Genomic DNA, 16,201 nt, shown 5'->3' with positions numbered 1-16,201 from the left:
AGTCGACCAAGATAAGCATTGTTGGAAAACAAAAGCGATGCATGATGAATCCATCGATGCTTGAAGCAGTATTAAAGGCTGGATTGAGTAGTTCGGTTAAAAATCAAACACTCATGCGGTAGCCCTGCATCACTTACTATATTCACTCACAAAATAACTTAAGACTCTGGCAGCACTTAGAACAAGTGGTCCGCATTAACGACACGACTTATGAGTTGGTTAATCTATCTAGCCAATACGACTCTGAAAATGCTTTTTTAAACGCGCTATTACACAAGGCTGTCAACGCTATAGATGATGCAGAAATGGGCAGTATTATGCTAGTTGATAAACATACCCATAAACTGCATTTTGAATCGGTTGTCGGATTAAATATAGATGCCTTACAAAAAATAAAATTCATCTTAGATGAAACATTCCAGTTTAGATTGACCCAAGGTCGATGCGATAAAGCGGTTTTGATTAACAACATGAAAAACATTAATGCCAAGAGTACCCTCACTGACGAAGATCAACATGCATTATTGCATGCTTCAATAAAACCCATTTGCTCAACGCTATCGAGCCCAATCCGCATTGATGGCGAACTTTATGGAATGATGAACTTAGACAGTAGTAAAATGGAAGCTTTTGGTGATTATGATATTAATTTGCTTAATATTCTAACTTCAGAAGCAGCTAACGCGATTTCGTTGTATCAAAAGTCGAAAAAAATTGAAATCATGGCAAACTATGATGGCTTAACTGATCTATATAATCGTAAAAAGTTTGATGAAATTGCTCTGCAATGGCAGCACAAACCAACGTTAGCCAGCTATATCATTATTTTAGATATGGATAATTTAAAGCCGTTAAATGATTTGCATGGACATCAAGCTGGTGATGATGCATTAAAGACCTTTGCACAATCACTAAAGTCACTTTGGCACCCTCATTTTTTGGTTTCACGCTATGGTGGTGACGAGTTTGTCGCATTATGTAGTGGAACAGAAGATGGCTTGCACCAGCAAATAGCGCAAATTCAAAGCGACCTAGCTCAGTTAACCCCACCAATTAGGTTTAGCTATGGCATTGCACAATATCAACAGGATTGGTCAAGCGCGTTTAAACAAGCTGATAATAATATGTATCATCAAAAACGGCTTAAAAAGTAGTTTTAAACAATGTGTAAAATGTCGTTATATCAGGCCAATGTAATATCACCAGAATCATTAAAGTCTTCGTGCTCGATAAGCTCTTCGGCTTTATCTTCTATATCAAAGCGACATTGTTCGAATAAACTTTCTACGTTACTTTCATTCACCACTTGTTTATTGCAAAACTCACTGATAATTGAAAAACTAGCATAACAGTTTATATTGATACCTTGCTGCTGAGCTATAAACTTAACTTGATTTGTCTCGATGTAAAACTGGTCGGTAAATATCACGCTTTGATTCATTTATCTGCAACCTTATGAGCTAAAGATTCACGCAGCTTTCGCATAACCGAACCCGTATCAGGTGTAACCCCACGCCATAAACTAAAACTTTTAGCCGCTTGACCAACCAACATCCCTAAACCATCAGCAGTTTTACGCGCATTTTGCGCTTGAGCCCATTGATTAAAAACTGTGGTTTGTTGGCTATAAGTCATGTCGTAACAATCTGTTGTTTCATCGACGATAACGCTAGGCAAGGCAATTAATTCTCCAGATAGACCAGCTGAAGTTGAGTTAATAACTAAATCAAATGGCGATATTAGCTCTTCAATGGGTTTAGCAAAAAAGTTACCGTACTCATTGAATAAGGTTTGAAGTTGCTCTGCTTTTTCGTGAGTCCGATTACAGATAATCAACTGAGCCACATTGTGCTGTAATATAGGTAAAATACAGCCTCTTGCCGCGCCACCAGCACCCACCAATAACACTCGCTTACCGTTTAATGAACCAAACAGCATTTCTAGGTCATTCACCAAGCCAACACCATCGGTATTGTCACCGCCAATTTTACCATCGGGTAGATTGAATAAGGTATTCACAGCACCCGCTAGTTGAGCCATTTCACTCAGTTCGTCACACATAGCATATGCTTGTTCTTTAAACGGCGCTGTAACATTGGCACCTTTACCACCCTCAGCAAAGAATGTCGTTAACGAAGAGCCAAATTGATCGACAGGCGCGAGAATAGCTTCATAGCTTAAGTCTTGTTGAGTTTGCTTGGCAAACTCAGTATGTATAAATGGTGACTTACTTTGCGCTATTGGATTCCCAAATACAGCATACTTATCTGTCATTCGCTTTGTCTCTTCATTAACGATTTAGGAAACATCCCACGTAAATAGTGAAATGTTATCGACTATATGCTTCAGGCATTGCTGTTTTTTGTAAATAGCGGTCACGGAGCTTGTCTTGACGACTGTCAGTGCTTTGCTCCTCTCCAGCAATCCACATCTTTTGTACTTTACTGCTGAACTCGAAAGGGTCACCGCTCCATAACACTATGTCTGCAGGCTTACCGACCGCAATTCGCCCGGAGTCTAAATGGAAAATATCAGCCACATTCGCTGTCACAGAAGCCAGAGCATCTTCATAGTTCATCCCGTTAGCAACCGCATTTCCGGCACTAAAACGTAGAGCGTAAATACCATGGCTATCACCCGGTAAAGCAATGGCTACTTTAACACCTGCTTTTGCTAGTTTACCTGCATTTTCGAGTGAATTATGCAACGAATCAAAACTTTCTGGCAGGTTACGCATGCTATCAATAACCACAGGGATGTTAGCTTGCACGAGCTTATCTGCCACTAAAATAGCATCGGCGGCATTGACCAAAATAAGCTCTATACCTAAATCTTGTTTGATTTTAACTAAATGCAAAATATCACTGGCACGGTCGACGTCGACAATTAATGGCTCTTCACCCGCGAGTACCGTGTGAATAATATCATCTTCACGACTTGATATTTCACTATCATCGTCAGCTGCTTTTTTCGCTTTACTCTTTTCAGACTGCGCTTTTTTAGCATCTTCAAGTTTATGGATTAATTGCTGCATTCCTGCAGCACGCGAGCCTTCTTCTTTCGCACCTAATGCAACAACTAATCCGGTGTTAACAGTCAGTATACTGTCCCAATCACCACTTAAATCTACAGTAAATGTTTGTCCGGCAAAAATGCCTTCGCCACCACTAGATGACACCACATTGCGAGTAATCCCGCCTTTGCGAGCAAATGGCACTGTAGATGCCTTAGGGTTGTAAGCTAAACTAGGATCAAAAATGACATCGGCTTCTTTTTCGTAAGCATCTCGTGAAGAAGATACAGCGCCAATTTCTACTAACCCTAAATCATTCATACTCGCGATAAAGCCTGGAGTTAATATTGCCCCTTTAGCATCTATCACGGTATCGGCTGTCGGTGATGCCGGATTAATGGCCACAATAGTGCCGTCTTCAATCACAACTGTAGCATCTGTTAGTACGCCTTGTTCTGTGGCGGTATGCACTGTGGCATGGATAATTGCTATGCTTGCAGCTTGAACCACACAACTCAATGCTAGGCCAACCGATAAACTTAAAGCAAGTGCTGATTTTTTAAATAATGTCATTGTCTTGCTCCTTATTGTTGACCTAACATAAAGTCACTTTGTGCCTGATAAGCTGGGTCTTGACGGTCATACACTTTTGCACCATCAATAAATACTTGCTCAGCTTGGGCGTATACGCTAAACGGGTTAGCACTCCATAAAACTACATCCGCATTTTTACCCTTTTCGAGTGAACCGGTCTTATCGCTAATACCCAATGATTTGGCGGCGTTAGCCGTAATCCAGCCAATCACGTGTTCAACCTTTAAGTCAAAACCGTTAGCATTCGCGTTATTCATGATTTTCGCGGTTTCTTGATTAAGGCGCTGAATAGTTACACCTGAGTCAGAATGCACGACAGCACAAGAATTTTTAACGGCATCGACCATGGCAACATTTTCAAGCACCATGTCATAAGCTTCCAACTTAAAGCCCCACCAATCTGGCCACATTGCTGCGCAGTTACCATTTTTTGCCAGTAGATCGGCAATTTTATAAGCTTCTACAGCATGATGGAATGTACCAGCGTGATAACCGAACTCCTTGCCTAAGTCGATCATCATTGCCATCTCTTCAGCTTTATAACAATGATTATGAATAAGGATGTCACCTTCAAGAACGCCTTTTAATGTGTCTTTCATCAAGTCGCGCTCAGGTGCAACGGGGTTCTTACCTGCAGCGTAGTCTGCATTATATTTATCCCAAGCACGTTTGTATTCTATGGCTTGAATAAACGCTGTGCGGTAGCCCGCCATATTACCCATACGTGTCATAGGTAATTCGTTACGGCTACCATATAAAGATTTAGGGTTTTCACCACAAGCCATTTTTAATCCATATGGCGCGGCAGGAAATTTCATCGCTTGCATGGTCGTCGCGGGAACATTCTTGAGCGTGACTCCACGACCACCAATTAGGTTAGCTGAGCCAGGTAAAATCTGTAGCGTGGTGATACCACCTTCTCGGGCACGATTAAACCCAGGATCTTGCGGCCATACACTATGCTCAGCCCATACCTCAGCAGTTACTGGGTTGGTCATTTCATTGCCGTCATTGTGTGACTCGGCATTCGGGCTTGGATAAACCCCTAAGTGTGAATGCACATCAATGATACCTGGGGTAATCCATTTGCCTTTAGCGTCGACAACGACTGCACCTTCAGCGGAAAGCTGTTGACCCACAGCACTAATTTTGCCGTCTTTTATCAATACATCGGCATTATCAATACGTTCACCAGTACCGGTTAATACAATGGCGTTCTTCAGTAATGTGGTTGAATTAGGCAATATTTGATAAGTGCTTGGATACGGATTGGTATTAATGGTCACTTTTGGGTCTTGCTGTTCTGTTGGGCTACAACCTGCAATTGCTGTTGATAGGGCCACAGCAATCAAAGAAGGCATTAACTTTGCCATTGGGATCTCCTGTCTTATTTTGCGACCAATCTAACCAAGTTAACTATTGAAATACAGCCTAATCGTTAAAAAATTGGTATCAAAACGTTAACAATAAAATAATCCTGTCATGACATCGATTTCGATATAATAACGCAGACATTCTTAAACACTGATAATATGAACTGGTTACGTAAACTATTCACTAAGCCGCAAAACATTGATGACAGAGACACAAAACAGTCAAATGCCTACGAGCTTATTGGTGGCGATAAGGTGATCCGCGCGATTGCCCATGACTTTTATCAACAAATGCAAATGCGCACCGAAACCCAAACATTACTAGCGATACACAGCTCGCCAATACAAAAGTCTGAACAAAAACTGTATGAGTTTTTAAGTGGTTGGCTAGGCGGTCCACAACTGTATCAACAAAAATATGGTCATCCTGCTTTACGCGCTAGACACATGTCTGTTGCAATTGATGAGTCAATGCGAGATCAATGGTTGCTCTGTATGCGTACCGCCATTCAAAAAAATATAAAAAAGCCTGAACATCAGCAAGTGATTATTCAGGCTATTTCTACACTAGCAGACAATATGCGTAATCGTTAGACCACAGCTAACCAATCTTGTGGCTTTAAGTAGATGTCATACAGCTCTGCTTCTGCCGTCCCTTCTTCTGGGGTGAATGCATATTCCCAACGGACCAATGGCGGCATCGACATTAAGATAGATTCAGTGCGGCCACCCGTTTGTAAACCAAACAAGGTGCCACGGTCATAAACTAGATTAAACTCAACATAGCGGCCACGACGATAAAGTTGGAACTGGCGTTCATCATCGCCATATTCTAACGCTTTGTTGCGTTCGACTATCGGTGCATAAGCTTCAATAAAGCCGTTACCTACTGCTTGCATAAATTCAAAGCTTCGTTCAAACCCTGGCTCGTTAAGATCATCAAAAAACAATCCACCGACACCACGAGTTTCATTACGATGTGGTAAATAAAAGTATTCATCACACCATTTTTTATATTTGGGATAAACGTCTTCACCAAATGGATCGCAAATATCTTTAGCCGTTTGGTGCCAGCTAACCACATCTTCTTTGAAAGGATAATAAGGCGTTAAATCAAATCCGCCACCAAACCACCATACCGGATCTGCACCTTCTTTACGGGCAATAAAAAAGCGCACATTAGCATGAGTTGTCGGAATAAACGGATTATTAGGATGGATAACTAACGACACTCCCATGGCTTCAAAACTGCGACCAGCTAATTCTGGACGATGTGCAGTAGCAGATGCAGGCATAGCAGCCCCCATAACATGTGAGAAGTTAACACCTGCTTGTTCAAATACTTGGCCTTGAGTTAACACTCGACTCGTACCGCCACCACCCTCTTCTCGTTCCCACGAATCTGCTTTAAACGTCGCTTTACCGTCGAGCAATGCTAAACGCTGACAAATATTTTGCTGTAATCCCAACAAGAAAGATTTTACTTGTTGGGCGTCCGGCACATGTGAAGGGGTGTTTGACATAATATTAGCTTCCATTACGAAGAATTTGACCACTGCGAGCATCGATAATAGTTGATGGCTGACGTTGTTCGCCAAGCTGACCTAAAATCAACGCATCAATTTTATCGCTAAAACCAGTGATGATATGTTGCGCATCGACTACGGGTAACTCACCAGCTAAATTGGCACTTGTCGATACTAAGGGTTTATTGAGGGTATTGCATAATTCACGCACAACTGGGTGAGCAGATACGCGAACGGCAATTGAATCAAACTCGCCGCATAATAGTTTTGATACGTGCGACTGAATTGGCATAACAAATGTAAATGGTCCGGGCCATTTTGATTGAGCAAACTGCAACTGTTGCGCCGTTAATTGAGTAATATCAAGATAAGGTAATAATTGCTCAAATGAACTGGCCACCAAAATTAATCCTTTTTGCCAAGGACGTTGTTTCACCGCCAACAGTTTTTCAATAGCATCGTCATTATCAGGATCACACCCTAAACCAAACACCGCTTCTGTTGGGTAAGCTATCAGCCCACCTTGTTCTATGGTTGTGGAGACAGCTGATGGCTGCAGTTGCAACATTGTATTTCCTTTCATCACATACATGGTAAAAACTATAAAGCACGCTTATATTTGCAGGATTTTTGCGGACACTCAACTCGGCTACCGGCTGCACCTTTGCGCTCAACTAACATTCCAAAGTCGCAATCTGGGCAGGTTTCATTATAAGGAGGATAGTTTACGATAAATTTGCATTTTGGATAGGCGCTACAAGCAAAAAAAGTCTTACCATACCGACTTGTTCGAGACTCCATATGGCCTTTGGTACACACTGGACAAGTAATTTGCTCAGTTTGAGTAACATGGTCATGCTTTTCAATATGGGTACATTCAGGGTAATGAGTACAACCGATAAAAATACCAAACCGGCCTGATTTAACAGCCAATTCATTACCACATTTAGGGCATTCAGAACCGCTAATAACTTGGCTGTCTATCGACTCATGTTGTATTAACGGTCGAGTATAGTCGCAAGTAGGGTAATTATTACATCCCACAAAACAGCCATGCTTACTGTGTTTAACCGACAGCTCTGAGCCACACACAGGACAAAGCTCAAACGCTTTCTCCAATGCATGCTCGTGAACAGTAAACAACTGCGGATCAATTTTCGACATGGTGCTCTCTGTGAATAATATTTTATAGGTCTAAAAAAGGAGGCAAAGCCTCCTTTCTGTTATGAGTGTAAGCGCCCTTCTGGCTGCTCGAAGATTAAATCTTCCATTTGCTCATAAGCTGACTCATTTCCAGGCACGTTAAATAGTACCATTAATACTACCCATTTTAGATCTTCCAAAACTAACGTTGGCTCATCTAACTCCATGACACGGTCAATAACCATCTCACGAGTCTCAACGCTAAGAACTTGAATCTGCTCTAAAAACAATAGAAAACCACGACATTCAACATCTAACTTGGCCATTTCCGCTTTAGTATAAATACGGAATGAATGTTGCGCATGATTGCACAAATATGGTTTATCGCTTTCTTGTAGGTCGGCAAGATGCTCTAACCAAGAAAGTGCTTTTATAATATCTACTTGATGAAACCCAGCTCGAGTTAACTCTTTAGTGAGCTCATCTTCGTCAACTAATAGTTCAACCTCACTATGAACATAGTTTTCAAATAAATACATGAGGATATCAAACATGGCTAACTCCTCTTTAGTCTGACGTAACCACCGGGCACAGCTGCAACCCACCCTTGTAATTCAAGTTCAAGCATTTGTATTAACACCAGATCAATCGGCTTCCCACTATCCTCAACCACCGCATCTACAGCAGTAGTTTCATATCCTACACTAGCTAAGAGCGGAGGAAATGGCAAATTACAAATATCATTATCCTGTATATGGTGCCGTTGATGCAATTGTTCAAGGTGATAATTAGATAAACTACCTAACTCTTCTATTATATCGGCAGCAGACTCAACAAGTTTTGCACCATTTTTAATTAAATCATGACAACCTTGGCTATAACCGCCTAACACAGAACCAGGCACCGCAAATACTTCACGATTTTGCTCCATTGCTAAGCGAGCACTAATTAACGAGCCACTTTTACGACCAGCCTCAACCACCACCGCACCTAAACTTAAACCACTTACAATACGATTTCGCCGAGGAAAGTTGCCCGCAAAAGGCCCTATGGTTGGCCAATACTCACTAATAACACAACCGGTGTTAATAATATCATGATATAGATTTTGATGACGCTTTGGATAAATACATTCAACCCCGGTTCCCAACACTGCCATAGTGGTTCCACAGGCCGCTAATGTTGCTTTATGAGCCGCTCCATCAATACCAGTCGCCATTCCACTGGTAATAGCAAAGCCTTGACTCGATAAATGATATGCAAGATCGGCAGCCATATCTAAACCACCTCGAGAAGCGTTACGACTCCCCACAATAGCGATGCTCGGCAACATAAGAGAGGCTATAGAGCCTTTTACAAATAACACCAGCGGAGGGTCGGTAATTTGCACTAATAATGGAGGATAAAGAGGGTCTGACTGAGTCAAAATATAATGATGGGGTTGTGAATCAAGCCATGCCAGAGCTTGATCAACTTTATGATAGTCGATATGACATTTAGCCAACAGGCTCGCCGATAAAGGCAATGCCTGCGGTTCAAACTCTAGACGTTGACGTATTTCTTCAATGTCCATTTGAGTTAATAATTGTTGAATCCGAGCGGGTCCTAGCCCGGATACTGCACAAACAACTAGCCAGTCGACCAGTTTATCTGAAATTATTCACCTTTAATGGTTAAGGGGTCAGGTTTAATTAATTTATCACCAACCCGAACAGGGCGTTCACTAAACATAATCAAACCTAAACTGGTTTTATCGAATACTTTAAAGACCATTACATTGCCATGAAAAACATCAGGCATTTTATGCACAACATCTTCTGAAAACTGTGCAAGGGCTTTATCGTAAGATGAGCGATCAAGGGGGCGAACAGGATTACCATCGTTATCAATGATAATATTTTCACCATCACGAAACATGGAAAAAACATCTCCAGTTTCTACACCATCATTAACGCCACGATCTAAGTATACAACATCAAGTTTTCCCGCTTCACGTATATTGCCAATAGTGCCAACTATTGACGCTGGAGCACTTAAATCTGCCGTTTTTGGAATAAAATAAGCAGACATTAGTGCTTCATCTTCAACAGGCGTAACATGATAACCGCCTTTGGTTTCACGCAGGCTACTCAGTAATTCAACTTTTGATGCAACTCCAGACTCAATAACGCGGCCAGTTGATGCTAAAATAATTTCTTGGCCCAATAATTCAGTACCATCGGCAGAGAAAAACTCACGCCCAGTTTGATATATTGCTACTTTCAGGCCTTGTTCAAGCTGCTCATTAACATATACAACATCTCGAACTACATGATGAATAGATGGACTCTCGCCACTCATAATTATGGGTAACCCCAATAGCCAAGCAGGGTCAACCACTCTATTCTGCACTAAATAAGGTCTTATCAACGAAAGATCAACAGCAGGAATGGGACCGTCTTTGGATATGTGGCGCCCTTCTGGGCTCTTTTTAATGTGTTGTTTAACCACTAAACGGGGCTCACCATCAACAAATGTTAATGTCAGTCTATCGCCGGGGTAAATAAGATGCGGATTGGCAACTTGTGGATTAAATCCCCACAATAGAGGCCATCGCCACGGATTATTTAAAAAATAACCCGAAATATCCCATAACGTATCGCCTTTTTTAACAATATACGTTTCGGGGTGTCCAGGCTTAAGACTCAGTGTATCCGCATTAGCCCAAGAAAAATTTAAACATAAAAAAGCAAGTAAGAGTAAGCGTTTCATGGTGAGATCCATGTTGTTTAGCTCTTTATTAGAGCTTTTTACTGTTATTGATAGGCTGTAAGGATTAAAATTACCCTAACCGCACTTGCCAGTATAGCTTTCTGGCTGAAATTTGACAGACTTGTTAAGAGTTTATATATGCCATTACTTAATGTTTTACGATTTCCTGATGAGCGTTTACGTACTATCGCTCAACCTGTAACGGATTTTGGTCCACAGTTACAGACACAAATAGATAATATGCTCGAAACAATGTATCTAGAAAAAGGGATTGGTCTTGCGGCTACGCAAGTCGATTTCCATCAACAGCTTATCGTGATGGATCTACAAGATGAAGTTGAACGCCCAACCGTTTTTATAAATCCTCAAATAATCACCAGCAGTGGCGACTTTTCAAATGAAGAAGGTTGTCTCTCAGTTCCCGGTATTTACGCTAAAGTCGACCGTGCAGAATTTGTCACCTTAAAAGCTTTAGACCGCCATGGAAATGAATTTACCGTTGAAGCTGATGAATTATTTGCCATTTGTATTCAACATGAAATAGATCACCTTAACGGTAAACTTTTTGTTGATTACTTATCACCATTAAAACGTCAACGCATCAAAACTAAGCTAGAAAAAGAAGCACGTTTAGTTGCTAAAGAAGCATAGGAAAAAATTTGAAACCGTTAAAAATTATCTTTGCCGGTACTCCGGATTTTGCCGCCAGACATTTGCAGGCGCTTATAAGCTCTGAACATGACGTTATTGCCGTTTACACCCAGCCTGACCGACCGGCAGGGCGAGGTAAAAAGCTGACAGCGAGCCCTGTTAAAGTTCTCGCCCAAGACCACAACATTACCGTATTTCAACCGGCTTCATTGCGTAACGAAAGCGCTCAAAAGGAATTAGCCAACCTTCAAGCCGACATTATGGTGGTGGTTGCATACGGATTGATTTTACCAAAGATAGTGCTAGATACTCCGCGTTTGGGTTGTATTAATGTACACGGTTCAATATTACCCCGCTGGCGTGGAGCAGCGCCTATCCAACGAGCCTTATGGGCTGGCGATGCCGAAACGGGGGTCACTATTATGCAAATGGATATAGGGTTAGATACTGGCGACATGCTGCTCAAAACCCACCTACCAATAGACGCGACAGATACCTCTGCTAGCCTTTATGAAAAGCTAGCAGAACAAGGACCAAAAGCCTTAGTGCAAGCGTTGTTAGGATTAAGTGATGGTAGCCTAAAAGCGCAGAAGCAAGACGAAACACTGGCTAACTACGCAGAAAAGTTATCCAAAGAAGAAGCTCGTCTAGACTGGCATAAAAGTGCTAAACAACTATGGCAAGAAATTCGCGCCTTCAACCCATGGCCTGTGAGCTACTTTGAGCACCAGCAAAGTATGATTAAGGTATGGCAAGCGGACTACAGTGCAGAACACTGCTCACAAGCACCAGGGACCATTATTACCGCAACCAAGCAAGGTATTGAAGTCGCAACCGCTGACGGCAAACTAATAATTCAAACTATGCAACTGCCCAACAAAAAGCCTCTTAATGTGGCTGATATTCTTAATGCTCGTGGTGATTGGTTTACCGCAGGTGTGTGTTTAAACCAAGAGGCTAACTAGCATGAATGTTCGCGCACTAGCAGCTAAAGCCATTTATGAAGTACTTGAAAAAGGCATTTCGTTATCGGTAGCCCTACCTGATCAACAACAACACCTAGAAAACGGCAAAGACAAAGCCTTACTGGCTGAGCTATGTTACGGCGTAATGCGTCAATTACCACAGCTAGACAAATGTGTAAGCGACTGCTTAACCAAACCATTCAAAGGTAAGCAACGCATATTACATCAATTGCTGATTGTAGGTTGTTACCAGCTCTACTTCACTCGCATTCCGGCACATGCCGCTATTTCAGAAACTGCAGAAGCATGCAGACAGTTGCGTTTTGATGGTTTGGTCAAAGTGGTCAATGGGGTCTTACGTAATATTCAGCGCCAAGATGCTGCATTAAATACCGACTCAGACACACTACGTTTTAATACACCAGCTTGGTTTATTAAGCGTTTACAGCAAGCGTATCCAGAGCGCTGGCAAGAGATTATTGAACAAAGCCACCAGCGGCCCCCCATGTGGCTGCGTAATAATCAGCAATCACAAACACGTGAGGTATATTTAGCTGCACTAGCCCAACACGACATTCTCGCCCAAGCAGGCCCAAGTCAAGACGCAATATTACTGGAAAGTGCCAAAGATGTTGCTGCATTACCTGACTTTATGGAAGGTGCAGCATCTGTGCAAGATGGCGCGGCGCAATGGGCTGCCACCTTACTAGCACCAGTGGCAGATGAACTTGTTTTAGATGCCTGCGCGGCACCAGGCGGAAAAAGTTGCCATTTACTAGAACTCGCTCCCAATATCAATTTAGTCGCAGTCGACTTCGATCAAAAACGCCTTGCTCGAGTACTGCAAAATCTGGACAGGCTGAATTTAAAAGCGCAACTTATTCATGGCGACGCAGCTGATATTCCATCATGGTGGCAAGGACAACAATTTGACCGGATACTACTTGATGCACCTTGCTCTGCCACGGGTGTAATTCGTCGTCATCCAGATATTAAATGGTTACGGAAAAACAGCGATATTGAAGAGTTAGCCAACTTACAAAAACATATATTAGATCATTGCTGGCAATGGCTTAAACCGGGTGGCACCTTATTATATGCAACCTGCTCTATATTACCGCAGGAAAACAGCCAACAAGTTGAACAGTTTCTAGCACGGACACCCGATGCACACTTGGTTCCGATAACACAACAAGTTCATCACAATGATATTGGTTGGCAAATTTTGCCAGGGCAAGACAATATGGACGGCTTTTATTACGCGCGCCTAGTTAAAGCAATTTAAGGATGTACCTCAAGCCATGAAAATTATTATTTTAGGTGCAGGTCAAGTTGGCGGCACATTAGCTGAAAACTTGGTCGGTGAAAATAACGACATCACACTTGTCGATAGCGATAGAACGCGATTAAGACTGTTGCAAGATAAATTTGATTTGCGTGTTGTTGTTGGCCATGGCGCACACCCAAGTGTATTAAAAGAAGCTGGTGCAGAAGATGCCGACATGCTCATCGCTGTAACCAATAGTGACGAGTGTAATATGTCTGCCTGCCAAATTGCTTACAGCTTATTTGGCACACCGACAAAAATTGCTCGTATTCGCTCTGAAGCCTATTTAGAGCTTCAAGATAAACTATTCATAAGCAGCGAAATAAAAACCAGCGATGCCAAGCCTCGTGGCGGTTTTATTATTGATGAATTAATTGCACCAGAGCAATTAGTGACCTCTTATATTCAAAGGCTTGTTGAGTACCCTGGGGCACTTCAAGTTCTTGAATTTGCAAAAGGTAAATTAAGCCTTGTTGCAGTCAAAGCATATTATGGTGGCCCGTTAGTGGGTAATGCATTGGCCACACTGCGTGAACATATGCCAAATATAGATACCCGCGTAGCCGCTATTTTTAGACAAGGCAGGCCCATTATGCCCCGCGGCACCACCATTATTGAAGCAGATGACGAAGTGTTTTTCGTCGCTGATAGCCGTCATATTCGTGCGGTAATGAGTGAAATGCAAAAGCTGGATAATTCTTATCGCAACATTATGATTGCTGGCGGCGGTAATATTGGTTTTGGTCTTGCGCAAAAACTACAGCGTACACATTCGGTTAAATTGATTGAGCACCGTCAAGAACGAGCTGAACTACTTTCAGAAAAACTGGAAAAAACCACTGTATTTTGTGGCGATGCCTCAGACCAAGAATTATTGATAGAAGAAAATATTGATCAAACCGATGTGTTTATTGCCGTCACTAACGACGACGAAGCTAATATTATGTCCGCACTACTTGCAAAACGTATGGGTGCTAAAAAAGTGATGGTGTTAATCCAACGTGAGGCCTACGTCGATATTGTTCAAGAAGCGAATATTGATATTGCCATCTCGCCGCAGCAAGCCACTATTTCGGCCTTATTAACGCATATTCGTCAAGGCGATATTTGCAATGTTTACTCACTTCGCCGTGGAGCAGCAGAAGCCATTGAAGCTATAGCCCATGGTGATTCAAGCACTTCAAAAGTCGTTGGAAAAAAAATTGGCGACATAAAACTGCCACCTGGCACCACAATAGGAGCCATTGTACGTAATGATGAAGTATTAATGGGCCATGATAAAACGGTTATCGAACAGGGTGACCACGTCATTTTATTTTTAGTGAATAAAAAGTTCATCGGTGATGTAGAAAAACTGTTCCAACCTAGTGCGTTTTTCTTTTAATTTCTTATGTTTAACGTCAAACAAATTATTTTTATCCTCGGTATCTTTCTATCGATATTAACAGGATTTATGTTAGTCCCAATGGCTTTTGCGCTATTTTATGGTGAAGAGACCATTGGTGACTTTATGGTTTCTGGTTTATTTACCGGCTTAATCGCCATTTTATGTATCCAAAATGGCCGTAATCACCATTTCAGCCTTAACATTCGCGATATGTTTTTACTCACCAGTATCACTTGGTTTGTGGTGAGTTTATTTGCAGCACTGCCCTTCACCCTTTATCACGGCATCAATTATACCGACGCCTTTTTTGAAACCATGTCAGGTATTACGACCACAGGCTCAACAGTACTATCCGGTTTAGACGCTATGGACCACAGTATTTTAGTTTGGCGTTCATTATTACAATGGCTTGGTGGTATTGGGTTTATTGTGATGGCTGTAGCAATCTTACCGTTTTTGAATGTTGGGGGGATGCGCTTATTTAGAACAGAGTCTTCTGACTGGAGTGATAAAACAACACCAAGAACCCAGCATATGGCCAAACACTTATTTATGATTTATGTTGCTTTAACATTGTTCTGTGCCTTGTCCTATCACCTTGCTGGTATGCATTGGTTTGAAGCAATAAATCATGCAATGACCACTTTATCAACAGGAGGTTACTCAACCTCAGACAGCTCAATGGCAGCCTTCTCTCACTCAGCACATTGGGTGGCTATCGTGTTTATGTTAGCAGGTGGATTACCGTTACTGATGTTTGTGCAAACCATACAACATCGCAGTTTACGCTTATGGAACGATCAACAGGTAAAAGGCTTTTTAAGCTTTGTATTTCTGGTGTCATTTTCATTGGCTTATTGGCTTTGGCAACACCAAAATATCGATTTTCTAGATGCATTGAGGTTAGCCAGCTTCAATGTTATTTCAGTTATCACCACTACAGGTTATGGGTTAACGGACTACCAATCTTGGGGCGCCGTCGCCAGTGTCGTATTTCTATTTTTAATGTTTGTCGGCAGTTGTTCAGGTTCTACATCAGGCGGGATAAAAATATTTCGCTTTCAAATAGCATTATCAATTATGCGTCAGCAAATTAAACAACAATTCCATCCCAATGGCGTGTTTAAAGAAAAGTACAATGGCCACCGTATTCGTAATGATATTGTCCGTTCAATCATGGCTTTTTTCATGTTAATGATCATTGTCATTTTAATACTGTCGATGACATTAGTATTGACCGGATTAGATCCAATGACGAGTTTTACGGGAGCGATAACTGCAGTAACCAACGTTGGTCCAGGCCTTGGTCCAATTATTGGTCCAGCTGGAAACTTTGCACCACTTCCAGATGTTGCTAAATGGGCATTGGCACTAGGGATGCTTCTAGGGCGATTAGAAATATTAACCGTTGCGGTATTATTTCACCCTAAATTTTGGCGTTTTTAATACCCTGAATTAGAAAAGATATTAA

Annotated in this window: 17 protein-coding genes; 7 read left to right on the top strand and 10 right to left on the bottom strand. The window is 41.8% G+C overall.

The window, feature by feature from the left end:
* Positions 1–185: 185 nt before the first annotated feature.
* On the top strand, positions 186–1,154 hold the full coding sequence (locus tag ACWXWT_RS09970; RefSeq protein ID WP_456041435.1) for a sensor domain-containing diguanylate cyclase: 969 nt from the start codon (positions 186–188) through the stop codon (positions 1,152–1,154).
* A gap of 29 nt (positions 1,155–1,183) precedes the next feature.
* On the opposite strand, the gene ACWXWT_RS09965 is transcribed toward ACWXWT_RS09970, so the two are convergent.
* From ACWXWT_RS09965 to ACWXWT_RS09950, 4 genes are read right to left on the bottom strand one after another with little or no spacing between them, the layout of a single operon-like run.
* Positions 1,184–1,441, bottom strand: a complete 258-nt coding sequence (locus ACWXWT_RS09965; protein ID WP_456041434.1) for a DUF1488 domain-containing protein — start codon at positions 1,439–1,441, stop codon at positions 1,184–1,186.
* On the bottom strand, positions 1,438–2,274 hold the full coding sequence (aroE, locus tag ACWXWT_RS09960; protein WP_456041433.1) for a shikimate dehydrogenase: 837 nt from the start codon (positions 2,272–2,274) through the stop codon (positions 1,438–1,440). The genes ACWXWT_RS09965 and aroE overlap by 4 nt, the downstream gene beginning before the upstream one ends.
* A gap of 55 nt (positions 2,275–2,329) precedes the next feature.
* The gene (locus ACWXWT_RS09955) at positions 2,330–3,586 is read right to left on the bottom strand and encodes an amidohydrolase family protein (RefSeq protein WP_456041432.1); all 1,257 of its coding nucleotides are present in this window, start codon (positions 3,584–3,586) and stop codon (positions 2,330–2,332) included.
* 11 nt (positions 3,587–3,597) lie between these two features.
* On the bottom strand, positions 3,598–4,980 hold the full coding sequence (locus ACWXWT_RS09950) for an amidohydrolase (RefSeq protein ID WP_456041431.1): 1,383 nt from the start codon (positions 4,978–4,980) through the stop codon (positions 3,598–3,600).
* A gap of 159 nt (positions 4,981–5,139) precedes the next feature.
* Here ACWXWT_RS09950 and ACWXWT_RS09945 point away from each other — a divergent pair, with 159 nt between their 5' ends.
* Positions 5,140–5,574: a group II truncated hemoglobin gene (locus ACWXWT_RS09945; protein WP_456041430.1), complete on the top strand. Its 435-nt coding sequence runs from the start codon at positions 5,140–5,142 to the stop codon at positions 5,572–5,574.
* Here ACWXWT_RS09945 and hemF read toward each other — a convergent pair.
* The 6 genes from hemF to ACWXWT_RS09915 all read right to left on the bottom strand — a co-directional run bounded on the left by hemF (position 5,571) and on the right by ACWXWT_RS09915 (position 10,412).
* Positions 5,571–6,503: an oxygen-dependent coproporphyrinogen oxidase gene (gene hemF, locus ACWXWT_RS09940; RefSeq protein ID WP_456041429.1), complete on the bottom strand. Its 933-nt coding sequence runs from the start codon at positions 6,501–6,503 to the stop codon at positions 5,571–5,573. The two genes, ACWXWT_RS09945 and hemF, sit on opposite strands and share 4 nt — an antisense overlap.
* 4 nt (positions 6,504–6,507) lie before the next feature.
* On the bottom strand, positions 6,508–7,074 hold the full coding sequence (locus tag ACWXWT_RS09935; RefSeq protein ID WP_456041428.1) for an L-threonylcarbamoyladenylate synthase: 567 nt from the start codon (positions 7,072–7,074) through the stop codon (positions 6,508–6,510).
* A 32-nt stretch (positions 7,075–7,106) separates the two neighbouring features.
* Positions 7,107–7,670 carry a topoisomerase DNA-binding C4 zinc finger domain-containing protein gene (locus ACWXWT_RS09930; protein WP_456041427.1) on the bottom strand — a complete coding sequence of 188 codons (564 nt, stop codon included), beginning with the start codon at positions 7,668–7,670 and terminating at the stop codon, positions 7,107–7,109.
* Between the two features lie 59 nt (positions 7,671–7,729).
* The gene (locus ACWXWT_RS09925) at positions 7,730–8,203 is read right to left on the bottom strand and encodes a DUF494 family protein (protein WP_456041426.1); all 474 of its coding nucleotides are present in this window, start codon (positions 8,201–8,203) and stop codon (positions 7,730–7,732) included.
* A gap of 2 nt (positions 8,204–8,205) precedes the next feature.
* Positions 8,206–9,222, bottom strand: coding sequence for a DNA-processing protein DprA (dprA, locus tag ACWXWT_RS09920; RefSeq protein WP_456041425.1), 1,017 nt, complete (start codon positions 9,220–9,222; stop codon positions 8,206–8,208).
* A gap of 83 nt (positions 9,223–9,305) precedes the next feature.
* A complete protein-coding gene (locus ACWXWT_RS09915; protein ID WP_456041424.1) occupies positions 9,306–10,412 on the bottom strand; it encodes a LysM peptidoglycan-binding domain-containing protein in 1,107 nt (368 codons plus the stop codon).
* Positions 10,413–10,538: 126 nt separating this feature from the next.
* On the opposite strand from ACWXWT_RS09915, the gene def reads away from it, so the two are divergent.
* From def to ACWXWT_RS09890, 5 genes are read left to right on the top strand one after another with little or no spacing between them, the layout of a single operon-like run.
* Positions 10,539–11,051, top strand: a complete 513-nt coding sequence (gene def, locus ACWXWT_RS09910) for a peptide deformylase (RefSeq protein WP_456041423.1) — start codon at positions 10,539–10,541, stop codon at positions 11,049–11,051.
* An 8-nt stretch (positions 11,052–11,059) separates the two neighbouring features.
* Positions 11,060–12,016, top strand: a complete 957-nt coding sequence (gene fmt, locus ACWXWT_RS09905) for a methionyl-tRNA formyltransferase (protein WP_456041422.1) — start codon at positions 11,060–11,062, stop codon at positions 12,014–12,016.
* Between the two features lies 1 nt (position 12,017).
* Positions 12,018–13,301 carry a 16S rRNA (cytosine(967)-C(5))-methyltransferase RsmB gene (rsmB, locus tag ACWXWT_RS09900; protein ID WP_456041421.1) on the top strand — a complete coding sequence of 428 codons (1,284 nt, stop codon included), beginning with the start codon at positions 12,018–12,020 and terminating at the stop codon, positions 13,299–13,301.
* A 16-nt stretch (positions 13,302–13,317) separates the two neighbouring features.
* Positions 13,318–14,727 (top strand): Trk system potassium transporter TrkA, encoded by a 1,410-nt coding sequence (trkA, locus tag ACWXWT_RS09895; RefSeq protein ID WP_456041420.1) that lies wholly within the window; start codon positions 13,318–13,320, stop codon positions 14,725–14,727.
* A 6-nt stretch (positions 14,728–14,733) separates the two neighbouring features.
* The gene (locus tag ACWXWT_RS09890; protein WP_456041419.1) at positions 14,734–16,176 is read left to right on the top strand and encodes a TrkH family potassium uptake protein; all 1,443 of its coding nucleotides are present in this window, start codon (positions 14,734–14,736) and stop codon (positions 16,174–16,176) included.
* Positions 16,177–16,201 lie beyond the last annotated feature (25 nt).

The organism is Shewanella sp. A22, from assembly GCF_053850585.1.
The sequence above is the reverse complement of the archived record's forward strand: the minus strand, read 5'-3'. Positions and strand labels throughout refer to the sequence as shown.